Source organism: Clostridium sp. MSTE9, from assembly GCF_000277625.1.
GTDB lineage: Bacteria > Bacillota > Clostridia > Oscillospirales > Acutalibacteraceae > Faecalispora > Faecalispora jeddahensis.
In genome coordinates, this window is sequence record NZ_AKFU01000035.1 from 170110 (window position 1) to 190975 (window position 20866).

The following is a 20866-nucleotide window of genomic DNA, read 5'->3' on the forward strand; positions in this document are numbered from 1 at the left end:
TTTCCGGGCGGCAGACCGTTAGAGGTCACGGTCTTTATGGTCGTAGTGCAGATGACCGGCTGTTACCCTGGCATGGTTTCTGATTTTAATTTCATTGCGCCCTTGAGAGGCCAGGGCTTTCTTATATCCCTCATCCGTCAGAAACAGACGCATACGCTCACCCTTGAAGCCAACAGGAGACTCATGGGAAAGCACATCAAAGACAATCATGTGCCGGGTATCGGGAGCGAAACGCTCCAGGTCCATAATGTCGTGCCCTGCCAGTTTAGGTGCACCGGATTTCTTCCGCGCTTCTTCCAGCAGTTCACCGATGGTTTTTTCTTTGTTCATATTGCAATAGCTCCTTTCTTGAAAATGGGTATAAAAAAACGCTATCCTTAGGCTTGTCTGCCTTTTAGATAGCGTTTTGTGTGGTTATTCGGTTATTCGTAATATTTTATTGTTGTGCTAAACCCTTGTAAACAAAGGCTTTTTCAGCTTTGAGCATAAATGTATGTAGCCGTAGCGCCAGTCGGTCCAACGGGGCCAGTTGCCCCGGTTGCGCCCGTAGCGCCGGTAGGTCCAACGGGCCCAGTTGCGCCTGTAGCGCCCGCAGGTCCGGCAGGGCCGGTTGCCCCGGTTGCTCCTGTTGCCCCGGTAGGCCCGGTAGGTCCAGTTGGCCCGGCAGTACCACAGCAGCATACTACATTACTTGGCTGACTTGGCTGGCAAGGATTACAACTTCCGTATATTCTCATCTCCGGTTCGAAATATGCCATTATGCTACCCTCATTTTTTTTATAAAGTTACCCAAGGTTTTGATCAAAGCAGTAGGGTACATACTATCATATGAGAGCTTGGGACAGAGGTCACAATACTATAAAAAAATTTGGCCAAGCATCGTCTGAAGAAAAATTTCAGGCCAGTTGGTCGAAAATAACTTATAATCTAGAATATTTAAGTCGAAATTTACAAATAATTGCGAAACATTCCTTGTGAAGGTGAAATATTTCTGATACAATGTGTAAGGAATATCGAGAATCACTCCAGCAGCCAAAGAGATGGATATACATATAAGAATGGGAGAGCGTGGAGGAGAAGAATGTGTTTGATGAGGGTGCTGAGAAAACAAAATATAAAATACTGATCGTTGAAGACAGCCTATTCAATCAGATGGTTCTGCGAAAGATTCTGGAGAGCCGTTATACGATTGTGACATCGACAACAGCAGAAGATGCGCTGGCAAAGGTGCATATCTTTGAGCCGCATCTGATTCTGCTCGATATCATCCTGCCGGATGCAAATGGATTTGATGTTCTTGTTACATTGAAACAATCTGAAGACACCCGTAATATTCCGGTCATTATTATCACAGGGCTTGACAGCGATGAAGACGAGGAAAAAGGCTTTCTGCTCGGAGCAGTGGATTATATCAAACGGCCATTTAAAAACGCGATTGTTTTGGCCCGTGTGAATACGCAGATTCATATTATCAGGCAGATTCAGACGATTGAGCACCTTAGTTTGATGGATGGCCTGACCGGGATCGCCAACCGGCGTGCGTTTGATATTCAGCTGCAGTATGAATGGAGCCGTGCGGCACGCGAGCGCAGCAGGCTGAGCATGATCATGCTGGATGTTGATAAATTCAAAGAGTATAATGATACTTATGGGCATCGGCACGGGGATTTCATGCTGCAAATAGTGGCGCAAACTCTAAAACAAGAGCTAAAATCCGTCACGGATTTTTTTTACCGGTATGGTGGCGATGAATTTGCCATATTGCTTCCCGGTCTGCCAGCAGAAAGGGCGAGAGGCCTTGCACAGAGACTGGTGACGAGCGTAAACCAAATGCTGCTTTCGGCTGTGAAGTGCCAGAGCCCTTGTGCTCATAGTATCAGCCTCGGGTCGGCGTCTATGCAGCCTCAGCCGCAGCAGAGCCCGGCCGCGCTGGTAGAACGGGCTGACAAAAAGCTGTATCTGGCCAAACAGAATGGACGCAATCAGGCACAGTGTGAATAGGGAGAAGTGTATGAGAGAAATCTTGTATGCTTCTTTTTTTATTACTTTGTTTCTATTTTTTATTTTATAGAACTCACTTATCAGCCGACAAAAGCGCGTTAAAAAGGGGACCGCCACTGGACAAAAGTACAAAGCTTCTGATCTGACTTCTGAAGTGGGGAAGAGAAAAAGAAAAGGCAGACAGCCGAAGCTGTCTGCCTTCTCAATCCCGTTTCCGGGTAAGCTAAATCAAGTTCGAAAAGAAAGTCAATTACTGGAGGAGCTTCAAGATGCTCTGGGGCTGAGTGTTGGCCTGAGCCAGCATGGACTGCGCAGCCTGAGTCAGAACATTGTTCTTGGTCATCTCCATCATTTCCTTCGCCATGTCGACGTCGCGAATGCGGCTCTCGGCGCTGGTCAGGTTCTCGCTGGTTACACCCAGGTTGTTCACGGTGTGCTCGAGGCGGTTCTGCAGAGCACCCAGGTCAGCACGAGTACCGGAAACAGTGTTGATAGCATTTTCAATTGTGGAAATTGCTTCCAAAGCACTATCCTGAGAAGCAACACTAATGTTGCTGATGCTAAGGCCTTTAGAGCTCATATCACCAATATTCAGAGAAACCTGCTGATCTTTCGTAGCTCCTGCACCGATCTGCAATTTTAAGCCTTTATCGCCGATCTCAGAAGCATTAATTGTTACTGTACCAGCGGTAGTAGTACCATCAGCAGAAGTAACGCCGTTAGATTTCAGAGCTTCTTCCAGATTTTTACTCGTGTCAGCAAGAGCAGTAGCACCAGTTCCGATTACCACAGCAGTATTACCAGAAGCAACATTATTTACTTTATCGGCTGTCTGGAATTCATACACTTTGCCGCCGATAGTGATCGTATCACCGGCAGACAACTTAGTAGGATCAAGCTCAATACTTTCCTTGCCGGAAGTACCAGCAGTATAAGTAGCGCCTGCTGTAGTTATGCCAGAAGCAGTTGCATTAGCAGTAACGGAAAGCATCTGAGGTGCACTAACACCTTTTTCTTTGGAAACGAAAGAATGAGTGGTAGTATCATAGGTAAAGAGAGAACCCAGATCACTCGCTTCAAATGCTGTCTTGAAAGCTGCCTCATTACCTGTAGCGCCAGTAGAAGTATAACTAATAGTAGCTTCTTTTACTTCAGAACCAGAAAGGTACTTAAAGGTAATGTTCGATGCACTTCCATCACCATCGCCCATCGCACCGGCCAATTTGGCCTGGCTTGCAGTAGCAGTTGCAGCCGTCACAGTGACAGCATCAGCAGTTGCTGTTGTTGCACTGGAAGCTGTATAGGCTTTAAGGCTGCCATCCAACAGGTTAATCTTATTGAAGTTGGTGGAAGTAGAAATTCTGTCGATTTCACTCTTCAGAGCATCAACTTCCTTCTGAATGTTCTCACGGTCTACGTCATTCTGGTAAGTACCGTTGGAGGACTGAGTAGCCAGTTCCTTCATTCTCTGCAGAATGCTGTGAGTCTCGTTCAGAGCGCCCTCAGCGGTCTGTACCAGAGAGATACCGTCGTTGGCGTTGTTGGTCGCCTGATCCAGGCCGCGGATCTGGGAACGCATCTTCTCAGAAATCGCAAGACCGGCAGCGTCGTCACCCGCACGGTTGATTTTATAGCCGGAAGAAAGCTTCTCAAGGTTCTTCGCAACGTTGTTGTTGTTGATGCCCAACTGTCTGTTCGCGTTAAGCGCGGAAATGTTGTGCTGAATACGCATAATTTTTTCCTCCTGAAATTTTGTTTTTATTCCGCGGGTGAAATCCCTGCGGTATAGGGAAAGGGCGTCCGTGCCCTTGCCTTTTGATTTATGCACCACTCCCACTAGAGCGGGCCCTGCCCTCGGGGAAGAGATACCAAGTGAATGTGAGAACCGTTTTTGTTTTCGGTTCTAATCTATATTTCGGTGCGGATCTGGAAAAGTTTAGTACCAAGATGAGAAAATTTTCATTCTTTTTGTTTTAATAAATCTTTCAATTCGGCTAAAGTTTGCGCCTGCAGTTTTTCGCCCGCCTCGCGATTGATAGAAGCGGTTTCCAGCAGCTCTTTTCGCGTAATGCGAACCTCTTTCGGCGCGCTGATCGCCAGCTTGACCCGGTCGCCGCTGATTTCGGAAATGCGGATTTCAATATTGTCGCCGATCAGGATGGATTCCGATACTTTTCTGCTAATCACCAGCAAAGCGGTTCCCTCCTTCTCATCAACGGCCGTCAAAAAGCCGGTAGCGCAGAGGATATTCCGCATCCTCCAGAATCACCTGCTTTGCATGCTGATTGTAAATATTAATCACAATCGGGGCTTTCAGATTCACCACGGAATCGGAAAGGGGAGAACGGATCACAGCAATGACCAGAAAGCACAGATCCTCCGGCTGAGGGTTGCCCAGCAGCTCCAAGTCCCTCTCAGAAAGGCTTGGATTATAATCCTCACGGATCGTAAAAGGGTCTATGACAATAAAAGACGGAATCTGGCTGTCATTGGCGGCCGTCAGGCTCCACAGAACGTTCTCTTCGTCCTCATGAAACAAAAGGTACTCATGAATCTCCTCAAAGCCCAAAAGGCCCTCGGGAAAAGTTATAATATTGCGGGATTCCTGGCTCGTTTCCATATCCGCTTACTCCTGTCAGGTCATAAAGTCGATAAACGATTTGCTGAGTATTTTGGTACCCATTGAGAGAGCCGCATTATAAGCGTACTGCTGCATGTAGAAATCCATAATAGCGTCTCCGGGGTCTACATACTCGATGTCTTCCGCGCGCTCCAACAGAGAATCACCCATCGATTCCAGGTTGGTTTTCATTGTGCTTAAAAAGTTTGATTTCGAACCGGATTTCGTAATTTCGCCCAGCAGAGCGTCGCTCTTCTCACCGAACTTGTCCAGGTAAGGCTGGATATTTTCCATGGAGAAATCGTCGCTTTCCAATTGGTCTGCGATCTGTCCCATCAGCGTGTAAAGGTTGCCCGAAATCCCCGAGCTGTCCTGCCCGTAGCCCAGAAAAGAGATGCCGGGGATCGCAGAATTGAACGCGCTCTGCGAGTTGATTGTGGTGCTGTTTGCTCCGGCGGTAGTTTTCAGACCCAATCCCAGATTGACCAGAACTTCTTCATTTGCAAGGGCAGAAAGTCCATCCTGACCAATGGAGCTGGTCAGAGAGGCGGAAACAATCTCCTGATATCCGCCTGCGCCGTTGGAAACGGAAATAGAACGGTTCATATCGCCGGAGATGCGAATTTTTGAAAAATCTATTTTGTCATATCCTTTAATCAAATTCAGCAAATCCTGATTCGTTTTATATTTCGACAGGTCCGCTTTAATTGTAATATAATCATCTGAAATGGAAATGTTGGTTTCGCTGCCGGCACCGCTGTCTGCTATCTTTAAAACAATTCCATCTTTAATGGTATAGCCGGTGTCGGGATCAGTGATAGGGTCGGAAGACGAGGAATTGAACTCGATCAGTGTTCCGTTGAAATTGGCCGCTGGGCCGGTTTCTATTTTCCCGGTGTTCACATTAATTCCGCGATATAACAGCTCCCCGCTGTCATTGACAGAAAAAGGCGCTTCGGTCATTTCAGTGCCGCCGAACAGATACTTCTCTCCAAACTTTGTATTCAGGGGAGAGAGAAATGCCTGCTGCATCTGGCGCATTTTATTTGCGATGATCGTACGGTCACTTTCCGACATCGTGCCGGTAATGGCCTGAATGACGTCGCCGCTTTCCGCACTGCTGACAATGCTGTAAATAGACTGCATCGCGCTCTGAGCCGTCATTAGCTGGCTGTCCACATCGCCCAAAGAATCCTGATAGGTTTCGTTTTCAGCCATCTCCCGGCGAAAACGATACAGCTTTGTGGCCGCGAACGGGTTTTCAGAGGTTCTTTCAAAACTGCGGTATGTGGTGGCTCTTCTGGAGGCCACGTTAAAGTTGTTCAGTGAGGTGTTCAGATTTTTTGAATATTGACCGGCAATCATGCCCATTGTAATTCTCATAATGCATTACCCTCCGTTCGTTCCATATCAGCGGCCAACGACGCCCATTTTGTTGATGATGGTATCCATTGCTTCGTCCATAGTCGTCATGAAGCGTGAGGAGGCCGTCAGGGCTTGGTTGAACATGACCAGATTGATTCCTTCTTCGTTCAGATCCACAGAAGAAATGGAAGCTCTCTGGGTATCGATGTTATTCAGGTTTGCTGAATATGTTTCATTTGCATTGGTAGCGGTTTTAATATCGAGGCCAAGTGTGGTGGAAACCTTCGATACATACGAGCTCAGGGAAGACGTAAACAGTGAAATCCCATCGTCGGTAGAAAATGTCTTCTCTTTTGAGAATTGAAGCACCATGTACAGGATGTTTTTTCCGCTGCTGGAATTGTCCACACCATCCAGTGTTTCATCCTTAGTAGCGGTGATATAGTTTCCTGTCGCCTTGCTCCACTCGTCAGAAATGGAAATGTTCGCCGCGGTAATGGTGGTTCCTGCTCCGTCGCTGGAAGAGAACAGCGGCTTCTCCACCGTCGTGGTCGTCGTCTTTGTGGGATCGTCCGGGTCGGTGATGGTCGTGGTGACCGCATTGACGTCATTCAGGGTCTTGGCCAAATCCTGCGCGAGCTTGTCCATGATCTTTTCATAATAGCCAATTCCGCGGGTAGTGGTCGGCAAAGCGCCTGTTGTTACGTCTACAGACGGATTTCCCATTTGAATGGTGCCGCCAGAGTATGCGTCGAACTCGCCGCTGTCGTTCAGCATGGAGAGATATCCGCCGAACACGCCGGTTGTCAGATCATCGTTAAAAACATGAGTGGAGCCGTCTGTATTTTTGATCAGCTCACCATTATAGTCACGCATATAAACGGAAACATTCAGTTCCTTTGTTTTATATACATAAGAATTGCCGTCCGTGCCATCGCCGGTGTATTCAATCTGGTCCTGATTCTGAGCGGCCTCAAACTGCATATACTGATCGTTGTCAATCAGCTGAATGGAGTCGTTTCCGTTCACCAGATGTACCTGCAATTCTTCCACGGTGCGTCCCGCACCGATCGAAACGGTGGAGCTCGAAACCCTGATATTGAACTGCTGGCTCAGCTGGTCGAGCAGCTGATTGCGCTGATCGCGCAGCTCAAGGGCCGGAACCTGAGAAATATCGCAGCTTTTAATTTCACGGTTCAGCTGAGCAATATTCTGCAGCAGGCTGTTGGCCTGGTCGATGCCGGAGCTTAAAAAGGAATCCGTCTCCTGCTTGCGTACCTGTGACAGCTGTTCGGCGGCATTGTGAAAGGCCTGTGTCAGCAAAAGGGCCGAGTTTTTCACAATCGTTTCAAGGTTGGTGTCGGCAGGGGAGCCGGCCAGAGTGTTCAGCTGCTTGATCAGATCGGTAATCTGGCTGTTGATGCCGTTTGTGCTGATTTCATCATAAATGTCTTCGATGCTGCTCAGCGTGTTGACTTCCGTACCGGATTTCGATACCTTTCCGCTTTCCAGACGATAGCGTACATCCAAATAAGGGTCGCGCAGCTGAGAAACGCCCTTGGCATCTACACCTCCGCCAATCGCCAGATCCGACACGTTGGCATACCGCATATTGTTGCCGGAAGAACCGACCGCATAGGAATCCAGACGCTGCCGGGTGTAGCCGGTAGTATTTACATTAGACATGTTTTGTCCGGTGATCCGCAGATTGTACTGCGCATTCTGGATACCGCTTCGTGCCACATAGTAAGAAGAAAAGCTAGACGCCATGATTTTGCGCTCCTTATACTTTTTTCGAAATAAAGCCGGCGGAATTCAATTCCTCTCTGGCTTTCGCGTCATATTTTTTTTGCAGCTCAGGCTGCTTTTTCATTTTTTTCAGCGCCGCATCCACTCGTCGAAGCCGCAGCTCAGTCAAATAGTTGCAGCGCAGGTTCATTTCTTTCAGCTCTATGATCACAGCGGAAAAGTCGTCGAAGAGTTCTTCCGCCTGCTGCCGTATGTCAGGATCAAAGTGGGGAAGAAGCTCGCGGAAGGTGGACACCGAAACCTGTGTGCGCTGCATCAGCCGTTCGCGCTCCGCCTCCATCCCTTTGGATCTCAGCATAAACACTTCTTCTACTTTTACATGATCATTCAGCTTGTCGATCTGTCCCTGAGAGATGTCCTGATATTTTTGTGTTTCCAAAGCGAAGAACTCCTGAAAAAGTACCAGATAACGACTCAGGAAGTCCACAAATTCTTCCGATAATGCCCGATCCATCCTATCGCTCCTTGCTGTTGGGGGTTCAGCGGCCCTGAAGGTCGTATTATTGTAATAAAGAAGCCCGGCCGATCAGATGCTTTCGTCCAGCAAAAGGCCAGCCAGCTCGTAAGGATCTATTTTGTAATCTCCGGACGCGATTCTGGATTTCAAGTCTTCCAGAAATTCCGTGCTTTTTTCCTGATGCAGGCTGGTGACGATCTGTTCCTTGGCCTGTACAAGAGTGGGGCGCTCTGTTTGAGAGCGCTGAGAAATTTCAATCGTGTCGCGTCTGGACGGGGCAGAGATTTTATCCAGCTTTGCTCCGTTTGTCTGCTGGCGGTTCAGCTCGCTGTTCTGTGACGCTTTATTCACATAGCCGCTGCTGGCCGTATTTGACACGTATCCTTGATTCTCAATTCTCATCTCATTCACCTCATAACCATAATATCGGCACAAACACATAACAGTTTAGTGGATTTTTGGCAACTGCAAGATTATTTTTATAGGGTTCTGCCAGAAATAGCCGTATTTTTATGAAACAATTCTTGCATTTTTAACCGTGGCTTTTTTTCCATTTTCTTTTACATTAATAGATGTGGTTTTTCAAAGGCAAAAGTTTGGAAAATAATGTAGGAATAATAGGTTAAACTTTGCAGAAATAAGTTGACTATTGTCGATTCGATGTATATAATTAGTTTAAATCCGGTCACAAAAACTTAATAGTTTATACAAATTTTGGAGTCGAATAAGACTCAAATTATTCTTCCTTTTTTAAAGTTTTTTTAGAGAATTTTAATAAAATTGGGTCGGAAAGTGAGAGGTGTATCTATGGACTGGCTGAACAGTGTTCCCATCAATCTTTTAACCAAGGATTTGAACGGACTTTGGATGCGTCAGCAGGCGATTTCCGGTAATCTGGCAAACTGGGAAACCCCCGGCTACAAAAGCAGGGAGGTCAGCTTTGAAGAGGAATTGCAAAAGAGCTTTTCTTCGCAATCATCGCAAAAAAGATCGGAGCAGTTGCAGGCGATTGACAGTACGCAGCCGCAGGTAACGGTTTCGCAGGCTTTGTCCCAGCGGATGGACGGCAACAATGTGGATGCGGAGCAGCAAAATGCAGAGCTTGCGAGAACACAGATCAATTATATGTATTCTCTGCGGGAGCTTTCCGATTATTTTTCACGGCTGCGTTATGTGATCACAGACGGCAAGGGTTAACAATTACAGAAAGGACTGAATGTGTTTGGCTTTTTTAAGTTCTTTGGACATCAGTGCTTCTGCTTTGACGGCGGAACGCTTCAGAATGGATGTTATATCGGAAAATATGGCGAACTCGTCAACCACCCGTACGGAAAATGGCGGTTCGTACCGCAGAAAGCTTGTCGTACTTCAGACGCAGGGGGAAGATCAGTCCCGTTTTCGCCGCATTTTTCAAAATCAGCTTCAGCAAGTCGGCCAGGGCGTGCAGGTTGCTCAGGTCGCGGAAGACCCCAGCGATTTAACGCCGGTGTATGACCCGACACACCCGGATGCCAACGCAGACGGGTATGTCATGATGCCTAACGTGGACCCGGTCAAGGAAACTGTGGATATGATGGCGGCTACCCGGGCCTATGAAGCGAATCTGACAATGTTCAATGCGGTGAAAAACATGGCTGTGAAAGCTTTGGAGATGGGGAGATAGATCATTATGATGATAACACCAATACAGCCGATCCAATTGCTGGACGAGCTTAACCAGACCACCAAGGCTGCGGATCAGGCGGAGCTGCCCTTTCAGTCCCTGTTTCAGGACGCGGTAAACAACGTGAAGGAAACGGATCAGGCCGTACAGGACGAGGTTTATAAGCTGGCGACCGGTCAATCGGATGACCTGCATAATATCATGATTGCATCACAAAAAGCAACCATGTCCGTTCAGCTTTTGGTTCAACTGAGAAATAAGGCGCTGGATGCTTATAACGAAGTTATGAGAATGAGTGTTTAGATTTCGGACTTTTTCGTCGCATTCTTACTACATTTGTTTGGAAAGGCGTCTGTCAGGGTGAACCATGAATGAACAACTAAAAAAATATATCGAACCGATTAAAACCTTTTGGAGCAATCAATCGAAAAAGAGAAAAATTATTTGGATCAGCGGCTTGGCGGGAGTTGTATTAATTGCCGTATTGGCCGCATATTTACTGAATCGCCAGCCCTATGTCGTGCTTTACCCGGGCCTGGAGCATCAGGAAGCCGTTGAGGTAATGACCGAGCTTGGGAACCGCGGCGTCAATTATGAGGAAAAGAACGGCACGATTATGGTGCCGAAGGATGAAGAGAATGCCCTGCGCATGGACCTGGCGAATATGGGTTACCCGAAATCCGCACCGAATTACGATTTCTTTACCTCGAACACCGATGTGATGACTACGGATTACGAGAAAAAGACGATCGAGAAATACCAGCTCAATCAGAGGCTGGAAGCGGTCATTAAAACACTCGACGGCGTGAAGAACGCCAACGTAACCATCAGCATCCCGGAAGAAAACACCTATGCCTGGAGCCAGGATTCCGCAAAGACCACGGCGTCTGTTTCCGTCACTTTGTACGGCGAGAACTCGCTCAATACAAAGCAGGTCAACGGCATCAAACAGCTGGTTTCCAAAAGCGTACCGAACCTTACCGTCGACAATGTGGCGGTTATTGATACCTCCAGCGGTGAAGAGCTGGGCAGCGAAAGCGACGGCAGCAGCCAGGTGGATCTTTCCCAGTTCAAAAGAACCATCGAAAAGGCTTATGAAAGCGATGTGGAAAACAGCGTCATGAAGGTGCTGGGCCCCGTTTTCGGAGCCAATAATGTTGGAGTCACCGCGAAGAGCGTGATGGACGTTGATAAAAAAATACAGGAGATTATTACCTATAAGCCGTCGACGGAAGACGGAAATACGGGTGTCGTCAGCGAATCGTCTCAAACGACGGAGCAGGAGCGCGCAGGCGCCGGCTCGGGCGGCGCAGCCGGGGCAGAGACCAACTCCGACATCACTACTTATCCCGGTGTAACGGTGGACGGAAACACCATATATACAAAGGACGAGAAATCGTATAAATATCTGGTCAGCCAGGTGAAGGAACAGGTTCAGGGCGATGCGGCCAGCATTAAGGATTTGACGATTTCAGTCGTGATCAATCAGGAGATGATGAACGATACCCAGCGCACGCAGATTGCGTCTCTGGTGGCCCATGCGGCTGCGATCGATCCCTCCAAGGTTGTCGTGTACAATGCTCCGTTTGCGGAGAAGCCGGCCACAGAAACAGCGTCGAATGGGCTGATTACTCCCGAAATGACCCGGATTCTGATCTTTGTCGGAATCGGCGCAGCGGCTTTGCTCCTTCTGATTATCATTCTTCTGGCGGTTTCCAGGGCCAGAAAGAGAAAAATGGTAGAAGCCGAGGGCGAAGAGATTCCTGTGCCTGAAGACTTCTACGAGTTGACACCGGTCAGCGGCCAGGATCCGGAGGAAGAAGAGGAGGAGGATCCGGAAGTTGTGGCGAGAGAAAAGGCGAGAAAAGAAGCCGAGGATGCACTCCGGAGTAAAAGAGAAGCTCTGGAAGCTCTGGAAAAATCCCGTGAAGCGCGGTCGGGTAAAGAGGAAGTTCTGCGCGGCAAGCTGAAAGATTTCGCCGCTCAGAATCCTGAAATCGCGGCCCAGTTGATCAGAACATGGCTGAGGGGTGATGACTTTAATGAGTGAGACAAAACTGGCAGGACCTCAGAGAGCCGCATCCGTTATTGTTGCGATCGGCGTTGAAAATGCCTCGAAAATCTACAAATATCTAAAAGAGGACGAGGTTGAGCAGCTTACTTTTGAAATTGCGAGGCTCGACCAGCTTGCCGCCCAGGACGTGGAGGACACGCTGGATAACTTCTATCAGGTCTGCCTGACACAGAAGGTGATTACAGAGGGCGGCGTGGAATACGCGCGCAATGTTCTGGAGAAGGCGTACGGCCCGCAGATGGCAAGCTCTTTGCTGGAGAGGGTCACACGCAATTTAAGGACAAAGGTGTTTGAGTTTATCCGCAAGGCGGATTATAAAAACATTATCGCAATTATTCAGAATGAACACCCGCAGACGATCGCTCTGATCCTCTCTTACACAAGTGCGGATCAAGCGGCCAGTGTCATCGGGGAGCTGCCCAAGGATGTCCGCCTTGAGGTCGTCGAGAGAATCGCGACGATGGACCGGACTTCGCCTGAGATCGTTAAAATTGTAGAGCAGAACCTTGAGAAGAAATTTTCTTCGCTCATGTCTCTGGATTTTACCGAGATCGGCGGTGTCAATTACATTGCGGATATCATGAACAACATGGACAGAGCAAACGAAAAGTATATCTTCGACGAGCTGACCCGCAAGGACGCGGCTTTGTGCGAAGAAATCCGCAAGAGAATGTTCGTATTCGAGGACATTACCGCTCTGGACGATATGTCCATCCAGCGTTTCCTGCGCGAGGTGGATTCCAAGGACCTGGTGTTTGCGCTCAAGGGGGCCAACAAAGAGGTCGCCGAAACAATTTTCAAAAACATGTCTACGCGTTCCAGCGAAAGTGTTCGCTCCGATCTGGAGTATACACACAATGTCAGGCTGCGTGACGTGGAAGAAGCGCAGCAGCGCATTGTTGGTATCATCCGCCGCTTGGAGAGCGAAGGCGAGCTAGTGATTGTGAAGGGCGGAAAGGATGAGTTCATTGCCTAACGTCATCAAAGCTTCGCAATATACCAATTCCGGGGTGCGGGAGGTCAAGCTTTCAGAGCTGGCCTCGAGCCAAAGGCACAATGAGCCGGCGGGGGTTCCCGCGGTGCGCAGGGATGCCGGACAAAGTCAGGAAGCCATTTTGCAGGAGGCTTTGGAGCAGGCAAAAAACATCGTGGAAAACGCCCGCAGCTACACCATGAATCAGCTGCGGGAATCTACGGCGCAGATGAATGAAGAAGCGTCCCGCATCAGAGCCGCAGGCTACCAGGAGGGTTTCTCCAAGGGCAGTGCCGAAGGCTTTGAGAAGGGGCATAGCGAAGGCTATGAAAAGGGCTATGAGCAGGGCCTGCAGGAAGGCCGCGAGGCCGGAATCCAAGAACTGCAGGAGCAATCCGACCGGCAGCGTGTGGAAATCGCACGGCTGATCGAAGACCTTGAGCAGAGCAAACTGCAGATTCTGGAGGAATTCCGGTCGGGGATCGAAGCGCTGTCCATGCAGATTGCCCGCAAGGTGCTGCACCAGGAGGTCAGCGACGGGATCGCAGTTCCCGCGATCGTGTCCGGTGTGCTGGAGGAATATCACGATCAGGAATGGGCGTGCATTCATGTTTCTCCCAGGGCCGCAGAGCTGCTTCAGGCGGATCCTCAGCTGATGGAACGTTTGCAGTCGGTTTCAAAAAATCTGCGCATTGTGCCCTCTGCTTCACTGGAGGATTCGGATTGCCAGATCGATTTGCCGGATCGTCAGCTGGATGCAGGGGTAGAGACACAGCTGAAGGAAATTTCTTACGAGCTTCACTTATAACAAAACGGAAAGGGGGGAGAGCAAATGACGCTGGACGAACGGCTGGAGCGCCTGTTGGAGATGGACTCCGTGGTTTGCAAGGGGAAGGTCACCAATATTGTCGGCTCAATGATTGAAGTCAGCGGCATTTCTGCGAACGTCGGCGATATCTGCACCATCGACGGCACACAGGACTCTCCTCCGGTTCTGTCGGAGGTAGTCGGCTTTAAAAACGGGAATGTTCTTCTGGTCGCCTATGGCGATGTGAAAGGGGTAGGTCTTGGCAGTCTGGTTCGTTCCACTGGCCGAAAGCTGTGGATTCCGGTTGGGGATTTCCTCATCGGGCGAATCATCGACGCGACCGGCCACCCGATCGACGGCAAGGGCGAATTCCCCATGGGAGAACGCTACGGGGTCGATTCAGCTTACATTAATCCGCTGGAGAGGCCCCGCATCAGTGAGCGGCTTACCTTCGGCATCAAGGCGATCGATGGGATGCTGACCATCGGCAAAGGCCAGAGAATGGGGATTTTTGCGGGCAGCGGCGTTGGAAAAAGCACCCTGATGGGGATGATCGCCAAAAACGTCACCGCGGATGTCAATGTGATTGCTCTGGTCGGCGAGCGCGGGCGCGAGGTTGCCGAGTTCATGGAAAAGGATCTTGGCCCCGAGGGTCTCGCGCGTTCCGTTCTGGTGGTGGCAACGTCGGATCAGCCGGCAATGTACCGCCTGAAATGCGCGATGGTGGCTACCGCCGTCGCGGAATATTTCAAGGATCAGGGCAAAGATGTCCTTCTGATGATGGATTCCCTGACCCGATTTGCCATGGCCCACCGTGAAATCGGGCTGGCAGCGGGGGAGCCCCCCATCGCACGCGGGTACACGCCCGGCATTTACTCAGAGCTGCCAAAGCTCCTCGAGCGCAGCGGCAACTTTAAGCAAGGCTCCATTACAGGCATCTATACGGTTCTGGTAGAGGGTGACGATACCAACGAGCCGATTTCCGATACCGTACGCGGTATTATAGATGGACATATCGTGCTCAGCAGAGAACTGGCACACAAAAACCATTATCCGGCCATCGACGTCAACGCCAGTATTTCGCGCCTGATGAACGATATTGTGCCGGAGGATCACCGCCAGGCCGCGGGCAAAATCCGCAACTGGCTCTCTGTTTACCGGCAGAACGAAGATCTGATCTCGATCGGAGCGTACAAGCCGGGGCTGAACTTCCGCCTGGATGAGGCGGTCAAAAAGATGGATTCCGTCAATCAGTTTTTATGCCAGCAGGTGAATGAATGTTTTTCTTTTGAGGACACCATTCAAATGATGAAAGAGATGTAGCAAAGAATGAAAAAATTTGTGTTTACATTGGAAAAAGTCCTCCGTTTTCATGAGCAGGAGCTGGATGTCAAAAAGCAGGAGCTGTCCGCTCTGCGGGCCGGTCTGCGTGACCTTGATCACGAGATTCAGCGCCTGAAGCTGGAACTGTCTCAATTGAATCAGGAAATGTCCCGTGCCATGGTTTCCGGCCTGAACGCCAGAGACATTGCGGTTTATAAAATGTACTTCCGCTCTATGGAGCTGAATATCCGACGCCTGGAAACGCAGCGGGTTGAGCTGCGAAATAAGGTGGAAGAAAAACAGGCAAGCGTCGTTCAGACGAATCAGGAGATATCCGGTCTGGAAAAACTGCGCGACAAACAGTTCGATGAGTACAACGCCGGCTGCCGCAGGCAGCAGGAGCTGGAAATCGAAGAATTTGTTTCGCAGGGGATTAAAGTTTCCTGATCCTTTCTGAAGTTTATTTGATATAGTAATATTTGGAAGGAGGTGAAAATCAATGGTGCAACAAATCAGTGTACAGCAAATCAGCCTGCCGAAGGCAGAGCCCAAAGAGAAAATTCAGCCGGAAACAGCCAGCTTCAAAACCGCTCTGAAAAAGGCCGAAAATTCTCTTCCGTCCAAAGCGCCCAAAGCGCCGAAAGACGAAACCGGAAAAGCAGTTACACAGACGTCGGGCGAAGAAGCGCTCCCCGCAGAGAAAGAAGAAAAACTGCCGGAGGCCGGCCCGCAAAACAACATCGTTTCTCCGCTGATGCTTTGGCTTCTGATGGGAAATGCCTCTTCCGCAGAACAGGGTGTGCAGTCTTCGACAGATCCTTTGACCGCGACCGTCCCGCAGGTGCTTTCCGCTTCTTCTGAAACCGTTCAGACAGCTCTCACAGCCATCGGTTCCGCAACGGGAAAAACGGGCGTGACGCTGCAGCAGCTTTTTCAGCAGCAGATAAGTTTGCAGACGCAGCCCACCATACCGGCAGCCCAGACGGCGAATCCCCCTGCCGTGCAGCAGACAATCCAGCAAGTGCAGGTGCAATCACCGGTACAGTTCCTCACTCCGCAGCAGACGGAAACGCCCGTACAGCCGATCGTACAGGAAACGGTGCTCCCGCAGTTTGCGGTACAGACAGCCGATCCGCTTTCCGCTTCTTCCAAAACGGAGCAGAAAGGGAATCAGGTGGTTCAGGGAATTCCCTCTCTTTCGGCAGATGCTTCCGGCACAGCCGCCGCAATGCCTGTTCCAGTGCAGACCCAGCAGAATAATCTCGGCTCCGCCTTATCCGGCCATATGCAGGACAAGCCCGCCGATACAATGGGGAACACTTCCGAGCAGCACAGCGATTTCGCTGCTCTGTTCGTCAGCCAGAACGATTCCGTTTCCGCACCCTCTGCGGCGCATGCTTCCGCTTCGTCCAAGCTTTCTGCCGGTACGGCCGCACATCTGACGGAACAGATCGTCAAAAATGTTCAGGCCAGGAACAACAGCTTCCGCATGGAGCTGTTCCCGCAGGATCTCGGCAAGGTTTCTGTTTCTCTTAAAATGGAGCAGGGCCTGTTGGTAGTGGATATTCTGGCAGACAGCCCCAGAACACAGAGCTTGCTGGCATCCGGGTCCGGTGAAATCCGTTCTTTGCTGGAGTCAGCCGTAGGCCAGCCCGTTCAGGTGACACAGCCGCCGCAGGACGCCCCCGCTTATTACCAGCAGGAGCAGGAATCCTCCGGTCAGCAGCAGGATGAGCAGCAGAGTCAGCAGCATCAGGAACAGGAAACGACAGAAGATTTCCTCAGTGTTCTTCAGCAGATGAAGGAACAGAGCAGCATCCTATAACGAAGGAGGTGTCCCATTGGATATCAGCCAAATCAACAGTTACAGCAGTGCATCCACCAAAAGAAGCAGTGCCAATTCCTCGTCTTCCCTCAGCATCGAGCAGTTTTTAAGCCTGCTTGCGGCACAGCTTTCGAATCAGGATGTTCTGAACCCGACGCAGGATACCGAGTTTGTGGCTCAGATGGCACAGTTCACTTCATTGCAGGCTCTGGAAAACCTGAACCAGTATGCAAGCTATCAGTATGGCAGCTCACTCATTGGAAAAAAGGTCAGCGTCGCGATGTATGATTCCACCGGCAAGTACGTCTCCGACATGGGTGTCGTCACTCAGGCCGATTATTCGTCCGGCGATACGACCGTTACAGTCAACGGCAGATCATACGGGATTGCCAATATTATGGAAGTGTTCAACGACGCAAGCTACGGCTCTTATCAGTATGCAGCTTCTCTGGTAGGTAAAAAAGTTCAGGTCACCGGCTATGATGTGAACGGAAACGTGGTAGAGAACACGGGAATCGTTTCTTCCTGCACCTTTGCTTCCGGCGAGGCCATGGTGGTTGTCGACGGTCAGAAATATACGCTTTCGGCTGTGCGCCAGGTTCTTTCGCAGAATGCAGATCCGGAACCGACCGATCCTGAAACCTCCGATGATACGACGGTTCCCGATACAGATTCATCAGGTTCTACAGATCCGGACACCGAAGGATGAGCTGCTTTTTGAGTCTTTCAAAAAGGAGTCGCTATGAACGATTTAGAATTTAAGAAAAATTATTCCGCGTTGATCCCGCCAAGCTACGGTGTGACGAATCCGTCGCCGTCTCAGGCGCAGAAAACACAGGAAAATCCCCAGAACAGTGAATTTGCTGCGCTGGTACGCCAGTCGCTTTCCAAAAACAGTCAGCTGAATTTCTCAAAGCATGCTGTTCAAAGACTGGAGTCCCGCTCTATTGAGCTTTCGCCCGAACGGCTGACACAGCTCAGCGGTGCGGTAGAAAAAGCCAGAGCCAAGGGCGTGCGCGATGCGCTGATTCTGGATGGAAGTACGGCATTTATTGTGAATGTCCCGAGCAGTACCGTTGTTACCATGTTGAATGATCGGGAAATGACAGATAACGTGTTTACCAATATTGACGGAGCCGTTGTATTGTAACCGGACCTCGCAGAGGAAGTTACCGGGCTTTGACCGACAGATAAGCCCGACGGCGCCGGACACAGAAAAGGAGATTATATTATGCTGAGATCACTTTTTTCCGGTGTTACCGGTCTGAAATCCCATCAGACCAAAATGGACGTCATCGGCAATAACATTGCCAACGTCAATACTTATGGCTTTAAATCTTCCCGCACCACCTTCCGCGACGTGTACTATCAGACCATTTCCTCTTCCACTTCCGCCAGCGGCACCCGAAGCGGCAGCAACGCCTCCCAGGTCGGTTACGGCACCTCGGTCGCGTCGGTGGATATCCTGAATACCCGTACCGGCTATGCGGCTACCGGCAACTCGATGGATTTGTACATCGACGGCGAGGGCTATTTCGTCGTGCAGGACGGCAACGGCAACGAGCACCTGACGCAGGTGGGTACCTTCGGCTTTGATGGCGACGGCAACCTGACTGACGGCAACGGCAACTTTGTGTGCGGCTATTCGGTAGACAAGCTGAAAAGCACGGTTTCCGTGGGTGGTGCGAAAGTCGACTTCGACTTTATCTCCTCTACCGACAGCACGAAGAATGGCAGCTATACAATTGACGGAAAAAACACGAGCTATATTGAAGGCTACACCTTTAAGGTTGTGGATGGCGGTGCGTCTGCAACAGAGGGAGTGGAGCTGGATCCTACCCAAAAAACCATTACCGTCACTTTGCAGACTACAAATATGACTAAAGAAAAGCTTCAGAATATGCTGCAGACGGGCACTTGGCAGGTCACTGGCGAAACCAGCACCGGCTTGGGTTTTGCTATTAAGGATTCCAATGGCAATGCTCTGAAACAGGCCGATGGCACCACAGACCTCCAGTGGGCTGACGTGCTGAAGCTCACCCAAATTAAAGTAGACGGCGCTGCTGATGCCTCCACTAAGGATGATGTAATCAAAGCCACCACCGGCAAAATTGCGGAGGAGGCGACTTTCGAGGGGAGCGGCTCCGGTTCGGCAGCCCTGAAAAAAATCATTAATAACAAGGGCGAAATGAAGAATATCGCTGTTGGTATGGACGGCACGATCACGGGTGAGGACGTTGACGGTACCATCCAAATCATCGGTAAAATTGCCATTGCGAACGTTCCGAACCCCGACGCCCTGCAGCACGAAGGAAACTCCTATTACAAGGCGGTCAACAACACCGGCGTGATTACCTACACCACACCGGGCGAGAGCAACACCGGCGTGCTGAGAAGCGGCGGTCTTGAGATGTCCAACGTAGACCTGGCAAATGAATTCTCTGATATGATCATGACCCAAAGAGGATTCCAGGCCAACTCCAAAATGATTACCGTCAGTGATGAAATGCTGGAAACACTGGTCAACCTGAAACGATAATTAAAAGCGGCTGCCGTTCCTGAGCCGGGGTCGGTTCAGGAACGGTGGTCCCATATCAAAGAGGGATGTGCATTATGGTAGAGCTGACGAATATGAATGGCGTAGCGTTTGTGCTCAACAGCAATCTGATCGAAACCATTGAACTGATTCCGGAAACAAAAGTGACGACGACGACCGGAAAATATTTTCTTGTGAAAGAAAAGCCGGAAGAAATCGTTCAAAAGGTCATTGTTTACAATCGAAAGATTTTCCAGAATGTCATTCGCACTTTGTAGTGCGGCACATGCCCAGGCTTCCCTGTGGGAAGCCGTCCGGATCCTCCGGAGCTGTCCTCGGGTGTTTCGCGAGGGTCAGGACTTGTTTTTATACCGCAGATTTTAACTTGACGAGGGATTGGTGGTACTATGGCGGAAATATTGTCGCAGCAGCAGATCGACGAGTTGCTGGGCAGTTTGCAAAGTGGAAATGTCGATTTTAAAGATGTAGAAACCCAATCAAACGGCCCGAAAGTAAAAGAATATGACTTTATGTCGCCCAAAAAGTTCTCTCGGGAGCAGCTGAAGTTATTGGATAATATTTTTGATAACTTTGCGCGAATGTTCAGCCTGCAGCTGGCCAGTATGCTTCGTATCTCGTGCCAGATGGAAATTTTGCAGGTAGAGGAAGAGGACTACAAGGAATTCAACAATGCGCTCAACGATTCCGTTTTGGTCGCAATGATCGGAATGCACAATCAAGAGCATCGCATCGACGGAAAACAGATTTTGATGGAGCTGTCCCGCCCGATTTCGTTTTCCATTATTGACCGTATGCTGGGCGGCAACGGCTCCGGATACAACGTAGACCGAGATTATACCGATATTGAGCTTGCGCTCATGGAGTACCTGTTTAAGCAGATGCTCACTATGATGAAAAATTGCTGGTCCAATTATATCGAAATTGATCATACGCTCGATATGATCGAAACAAATTCGCGCTTAATGCAGTCGATACAGCCCGATGAATCCGTTGCCATCGTGGTCATTGAGATCACGCTGGAGGATAATTTAAAAGGGAATATGAATATATGTCTGCCGGCCGCTTCGCTGGAGGAGATTTTTAAAGTCTTTAACTCCAAATATATCAAAATTCCGCGTAAGGATGACCCTGAGGTGGAGCAGGAACGCAAAGAGATCATCATGAAAGGCCTGAAAGCATCGCCGCTTTATGTCTCGGCCGTGCTTGGAAAAACGCAAATCACTCTGAAGGACTTTTTAGGTCTTCAGATTGGGGACGTGATCACCCTGAATACACCGCTTGAAGAAAACCGGATCACGGTATGTGTGGAAGATCTTCCATGGTTTACCGGGATGATCGGAACCAAAAAGAAAAAATACGCGGTGAAAATCGATCAAATCTTATAATTTTCG

At 49.7% G+C, this 20866-nt stretch carries 23 protein-coding genes; 15 read left to right on the top strand and 8 right to left on the bottom strand.

The window, feature by feature from the left end; all coding sequences use genetic code 11:
• Positions 1–18 precede the first annotated feature (18 nt).
• Positions 19–330, bottom strand: a complete 312-nt coding sequence (locus tag HMPREF1141_RS09600) for a DUF5720 family protein (RefSeq protein WP_009063479.1) — start codon at positions 328–330, stop codon at positions 19–21.
• Between the two features lie 738 nt (positions 331–1068).
• Between HMPREF1141_RS09600 and HMPREF1141_RS09610 the strand changes: the two genes are divergently transcribed.
• Positions 1069–2001, top strand: a complete 933-nt coding sequence (locus tag HMPREF1141_RS09610) for a diguanylate cyclase (protein WP_155863583.1) — start codon at positions 1069–1071, stop codon at positions 1999–2001.
• Between the two features lie 250 nt (positions 2002–2251).
• On the opposite strand, the gene HMPREF1141_RS17805 is transcribed toward HMPREF1141_RS09610, so the two are convergent.
• The 7 genes from HMPREF1141_RS17805 to HMPREF1141_RS09645 all read right to left on the bottom strand — a co-directional run bounded on the left by HMPREF1141_RS17805 (position 2252) and on the right by HMPREF1141_RS09645 (position 8654).
• Positions 2252–3733, bottom strand: coding sequence for a flagellin (locus tag HMPREF1141_RS17805; RefSeq protein WP_009064242.1), 1482 nt, complete (start codon positions 3731–3733; stop codon positions 2252–2254).
• 227 nt (positions 3734–3960) lie between these two features.
• Positions 3961–4188: a carbon storage regulator gene (locus tag HMPREF1141_RS09620; protein ID WP_242824593.1), complete on the bottom strand. Its 228-nt coding sequence runs from the start codon at positions 4186–4188 to the stop codon at positions 3961–3963.
• A 25-nt stretch (positions 4189–4213) separates the two neighbouring features.
• A complete protein-coding gene (locus tag HMPREF1141_RS09625; RefSeq protein ID WP_009064003.1) occupies positions 4214–4621 on the bottom strand; it encodes a flagellar assembly protein FliW in 408 nt (135 codons plus the stop codon).
• Positions 4622–4636: 15 nt separating this feature from the next.
• Positions 4637–6004, bottom strand: a complete 1368-nt coding sequence (gene flgL, locus HMPREF1141_RS09630) for a flagellar hook-associated protein FlgL (protein WP_009064369.1) — start codon at positions 6002–6004, stop codon at positions 4637–4639.
• Positions 6005–6031: 27 nt separating this feature from the next.
• Positions 6032–7756, bottom strand: coding sequence for a flagellar hook-associated protein FlgK (gene flgK / locus HMPREF1141_RS09635; RefSeq protein ID WP_009063884.1), 1725 nt, complete (start codon positions 7754–7756; stop codon positions 6032–6034).
• A 13-nt stretch (positions 7757–7769) separates the two neighbouring features.
• Positions 7770–8249 (bottom strand): flagellar export chaperone FlgN, encoded by a 480-nt coding sequence (gene flgN, locus HMPREF1141_RS09640; protein WP_009063586.1) that lies wholly within the window; start codon positions 8247–8249, stop codon positions 7770–7772.
• A gap of 72 nt (positions 8250–8321) precedes the next feature.
• A complete protein-coding gene (locus HMPREF1141_RS09645; protein ID WP_009064264.1) occupies positions 8322–8654 on the bottom strand; it encodes a flagellar biosynthesis anti-sigma factor FlgM in 333 nt (110 codons plus the stop codon).
• Positions 8655–9059: 405 nt separating this feature from the next.
• On the opposite strand from HMPREF1141_RS09645, the gene flgB reads away from it, so the two are divergent.
• The 14 genes from flgB (at position 9060) to fliM (ending at position 20860) form a co-directional block, all read left to right on the top strand.
• The gene (gene flgB, locus HMPREF1141_RS09650; RefSeq protein WP_009063493.1) at positions 9060–9449 is read left to right on the top strand and encodes a flagellar basal body rod protein FlgB; all 390 of its coding nucleotides are present in this window, start codon (positions 9060–9062) and stop codon (positions 9447–9449) included.
• A 25-nt stretch (positions 9450–9474) separates the two neighbouring features.
• Positions 9475–9915 (top strand): flagellar basal body rod protein FlgC, encoded by a 441-nt coding sequence (gene flgC / locus HMPREF1141_RS09655; RefSeq protein WP_035316956.1) that lies wholly within the window; start codon positions 9475–9477, stop codon positions 9913–9915.
• A gap of 6 nt (positions 9916–9921) precedes the next feature.
• Positions 9922–10218: a flagellar hook-basal body complex protein FliE gene (gene fliE, locus HMPREF1141_RS09660; protein ID WP_009064150.1), complete on the top strand. Its 297-nt coding sequence runs from the start codon at positions 9922–9924 to the stop codon at positions 10216–10218.
• A 64-nt stretch (positions 10219–10282) separates the two neighbouring features.
• Positions 10283–11965, top strand: a complete 1683-nt coding sequence (gene fliF, locus HMPREF1141_RS09665) for a flagellar basal-body MS-ring/collar protein FliF (RefSeq protein WP_009064256.1) — start codon at positions 10283–10285, stop codon at positions 11963–11965.
• The gene (gene fliG / locus HMPREF1141_RS09670; RefSeq protein ID WP_009063566.1) at positions 11958–12965 is read left to right on the top strand and encodes a flagellar motor switch protein FliG; all 1008 of its coding nucleotides are present in this window, start codon (positions 11958–11960) and stop codon (positions 12963–12965) included. Before fliF ends, fliG begins: the two co-directional genes overlap by 8 nt.
• A complete protein-coding gene (locus tag HMPREF1141_RS09675; protein ID WP_242824583.1) occupies positions 12949–13770 on the top strand; it encodes a FliH/SctL family protein in 822 nt (273 codons plus the stop codon). Before fliG ends, HMPREF1141_RS09675 begins: the two co-directional genes overlap by 17 nt.
• Positions 13771–13794: 24 nt before the next feature.
• On the top strand, positions 13795–15093 hold the full coding sequence (fliI, locus tag HMPREF1141_RS09680) for a flagellar protein export ATPase FliI (RefSeq protein WP_009064105.1): 1299 nt from the start codon (positions 13795–13797) through the stop codon (positions 15091–15093).
• 6 nt (positions 15094–15099) lie between these two features.
• Complete coding sequence (gene fliJ / locus HMPREF1141_RS09685) at positions 15100–15540, top strand: flagellar export protein FliJ (RefSeq protein ID WP_009063531.1); 441 nt, start codon at positions 15100–15102, stop codon at positions 15538–15540.
• Positions 15541–15592: 52 nt separating this feature from the next.
• The gene (locus tag HMPREF1141_RS09690; protein ID WP_009063766.1) at positions 15593–16918 is read left to right on the top strand and encodes a flagellar hook-length control protein FliK; all 1326 of its coding nucleotides are present in this window, start codon (positions 15593–15595) and stop codon (positions 16916–16918) included.
• A gap of 16 nt (positions 16919–16934) precedes the next feature.
• Positions 16935–17627, top strand: coding sequence for a flagellar hook capping FlgD N-terminal domain-containing protein (locus HMPREF1141_RS09695; RefSeq protein ID WP_009063770.1), 693 nt, complete (start codon positions 16935–16937; stop codon positions 17625–17627).
• Between the two features lie 33 nt (positions 17628–17660).
• Positions 17661–18068, top strand: coding sequence for a TIGR02530 family flagellar biosynthesis protein (locus tag HMPREF1141_RS09700; protein WP_009063598.1), 408 nt, complete (start codon positions 17661–17663; stop codon positions 18066–18068).
• An 81-nt stretch (positions 18069–18149) separates the two neighbouring features.
• Entirely contained in the window at positions 18150–19457 is a 1308-nt protein-coding gene (locus tag HMPREF1141_RS09705) for a flagellar hook-basal body complex protein (protein WP_009063457.1), read from the top strand.
• A gap of 74 nt (positions 19458–19531) precedes the next feature.
• Positions 19532–19732 carry a flagellar FlbD family protein gene (locus HMPREF1141_RS09710; protein WP_009063706.1) on the top strand — a complete coding sequence of 67 codons (201 nt, stop codon included), beginning with the start codon at positions 19532–19534 and terminating at the stop codon, positions 19730–19732.
• 129 nt (positions 19733–19861) lie between these two features.
• Positions 19862–20860, top strand: coding sequence for a flagellar motor switch protein FliM (fliM, locus tag HMPREF1141_RS09715; protein ID WP_009063959.1), 999 nt, complete (start codon positions 19862–19864; stop codon positions 20858–20860).
• The last annotated feature ends 6 nt before the right edge of the window (positions 20861–20866 follow it).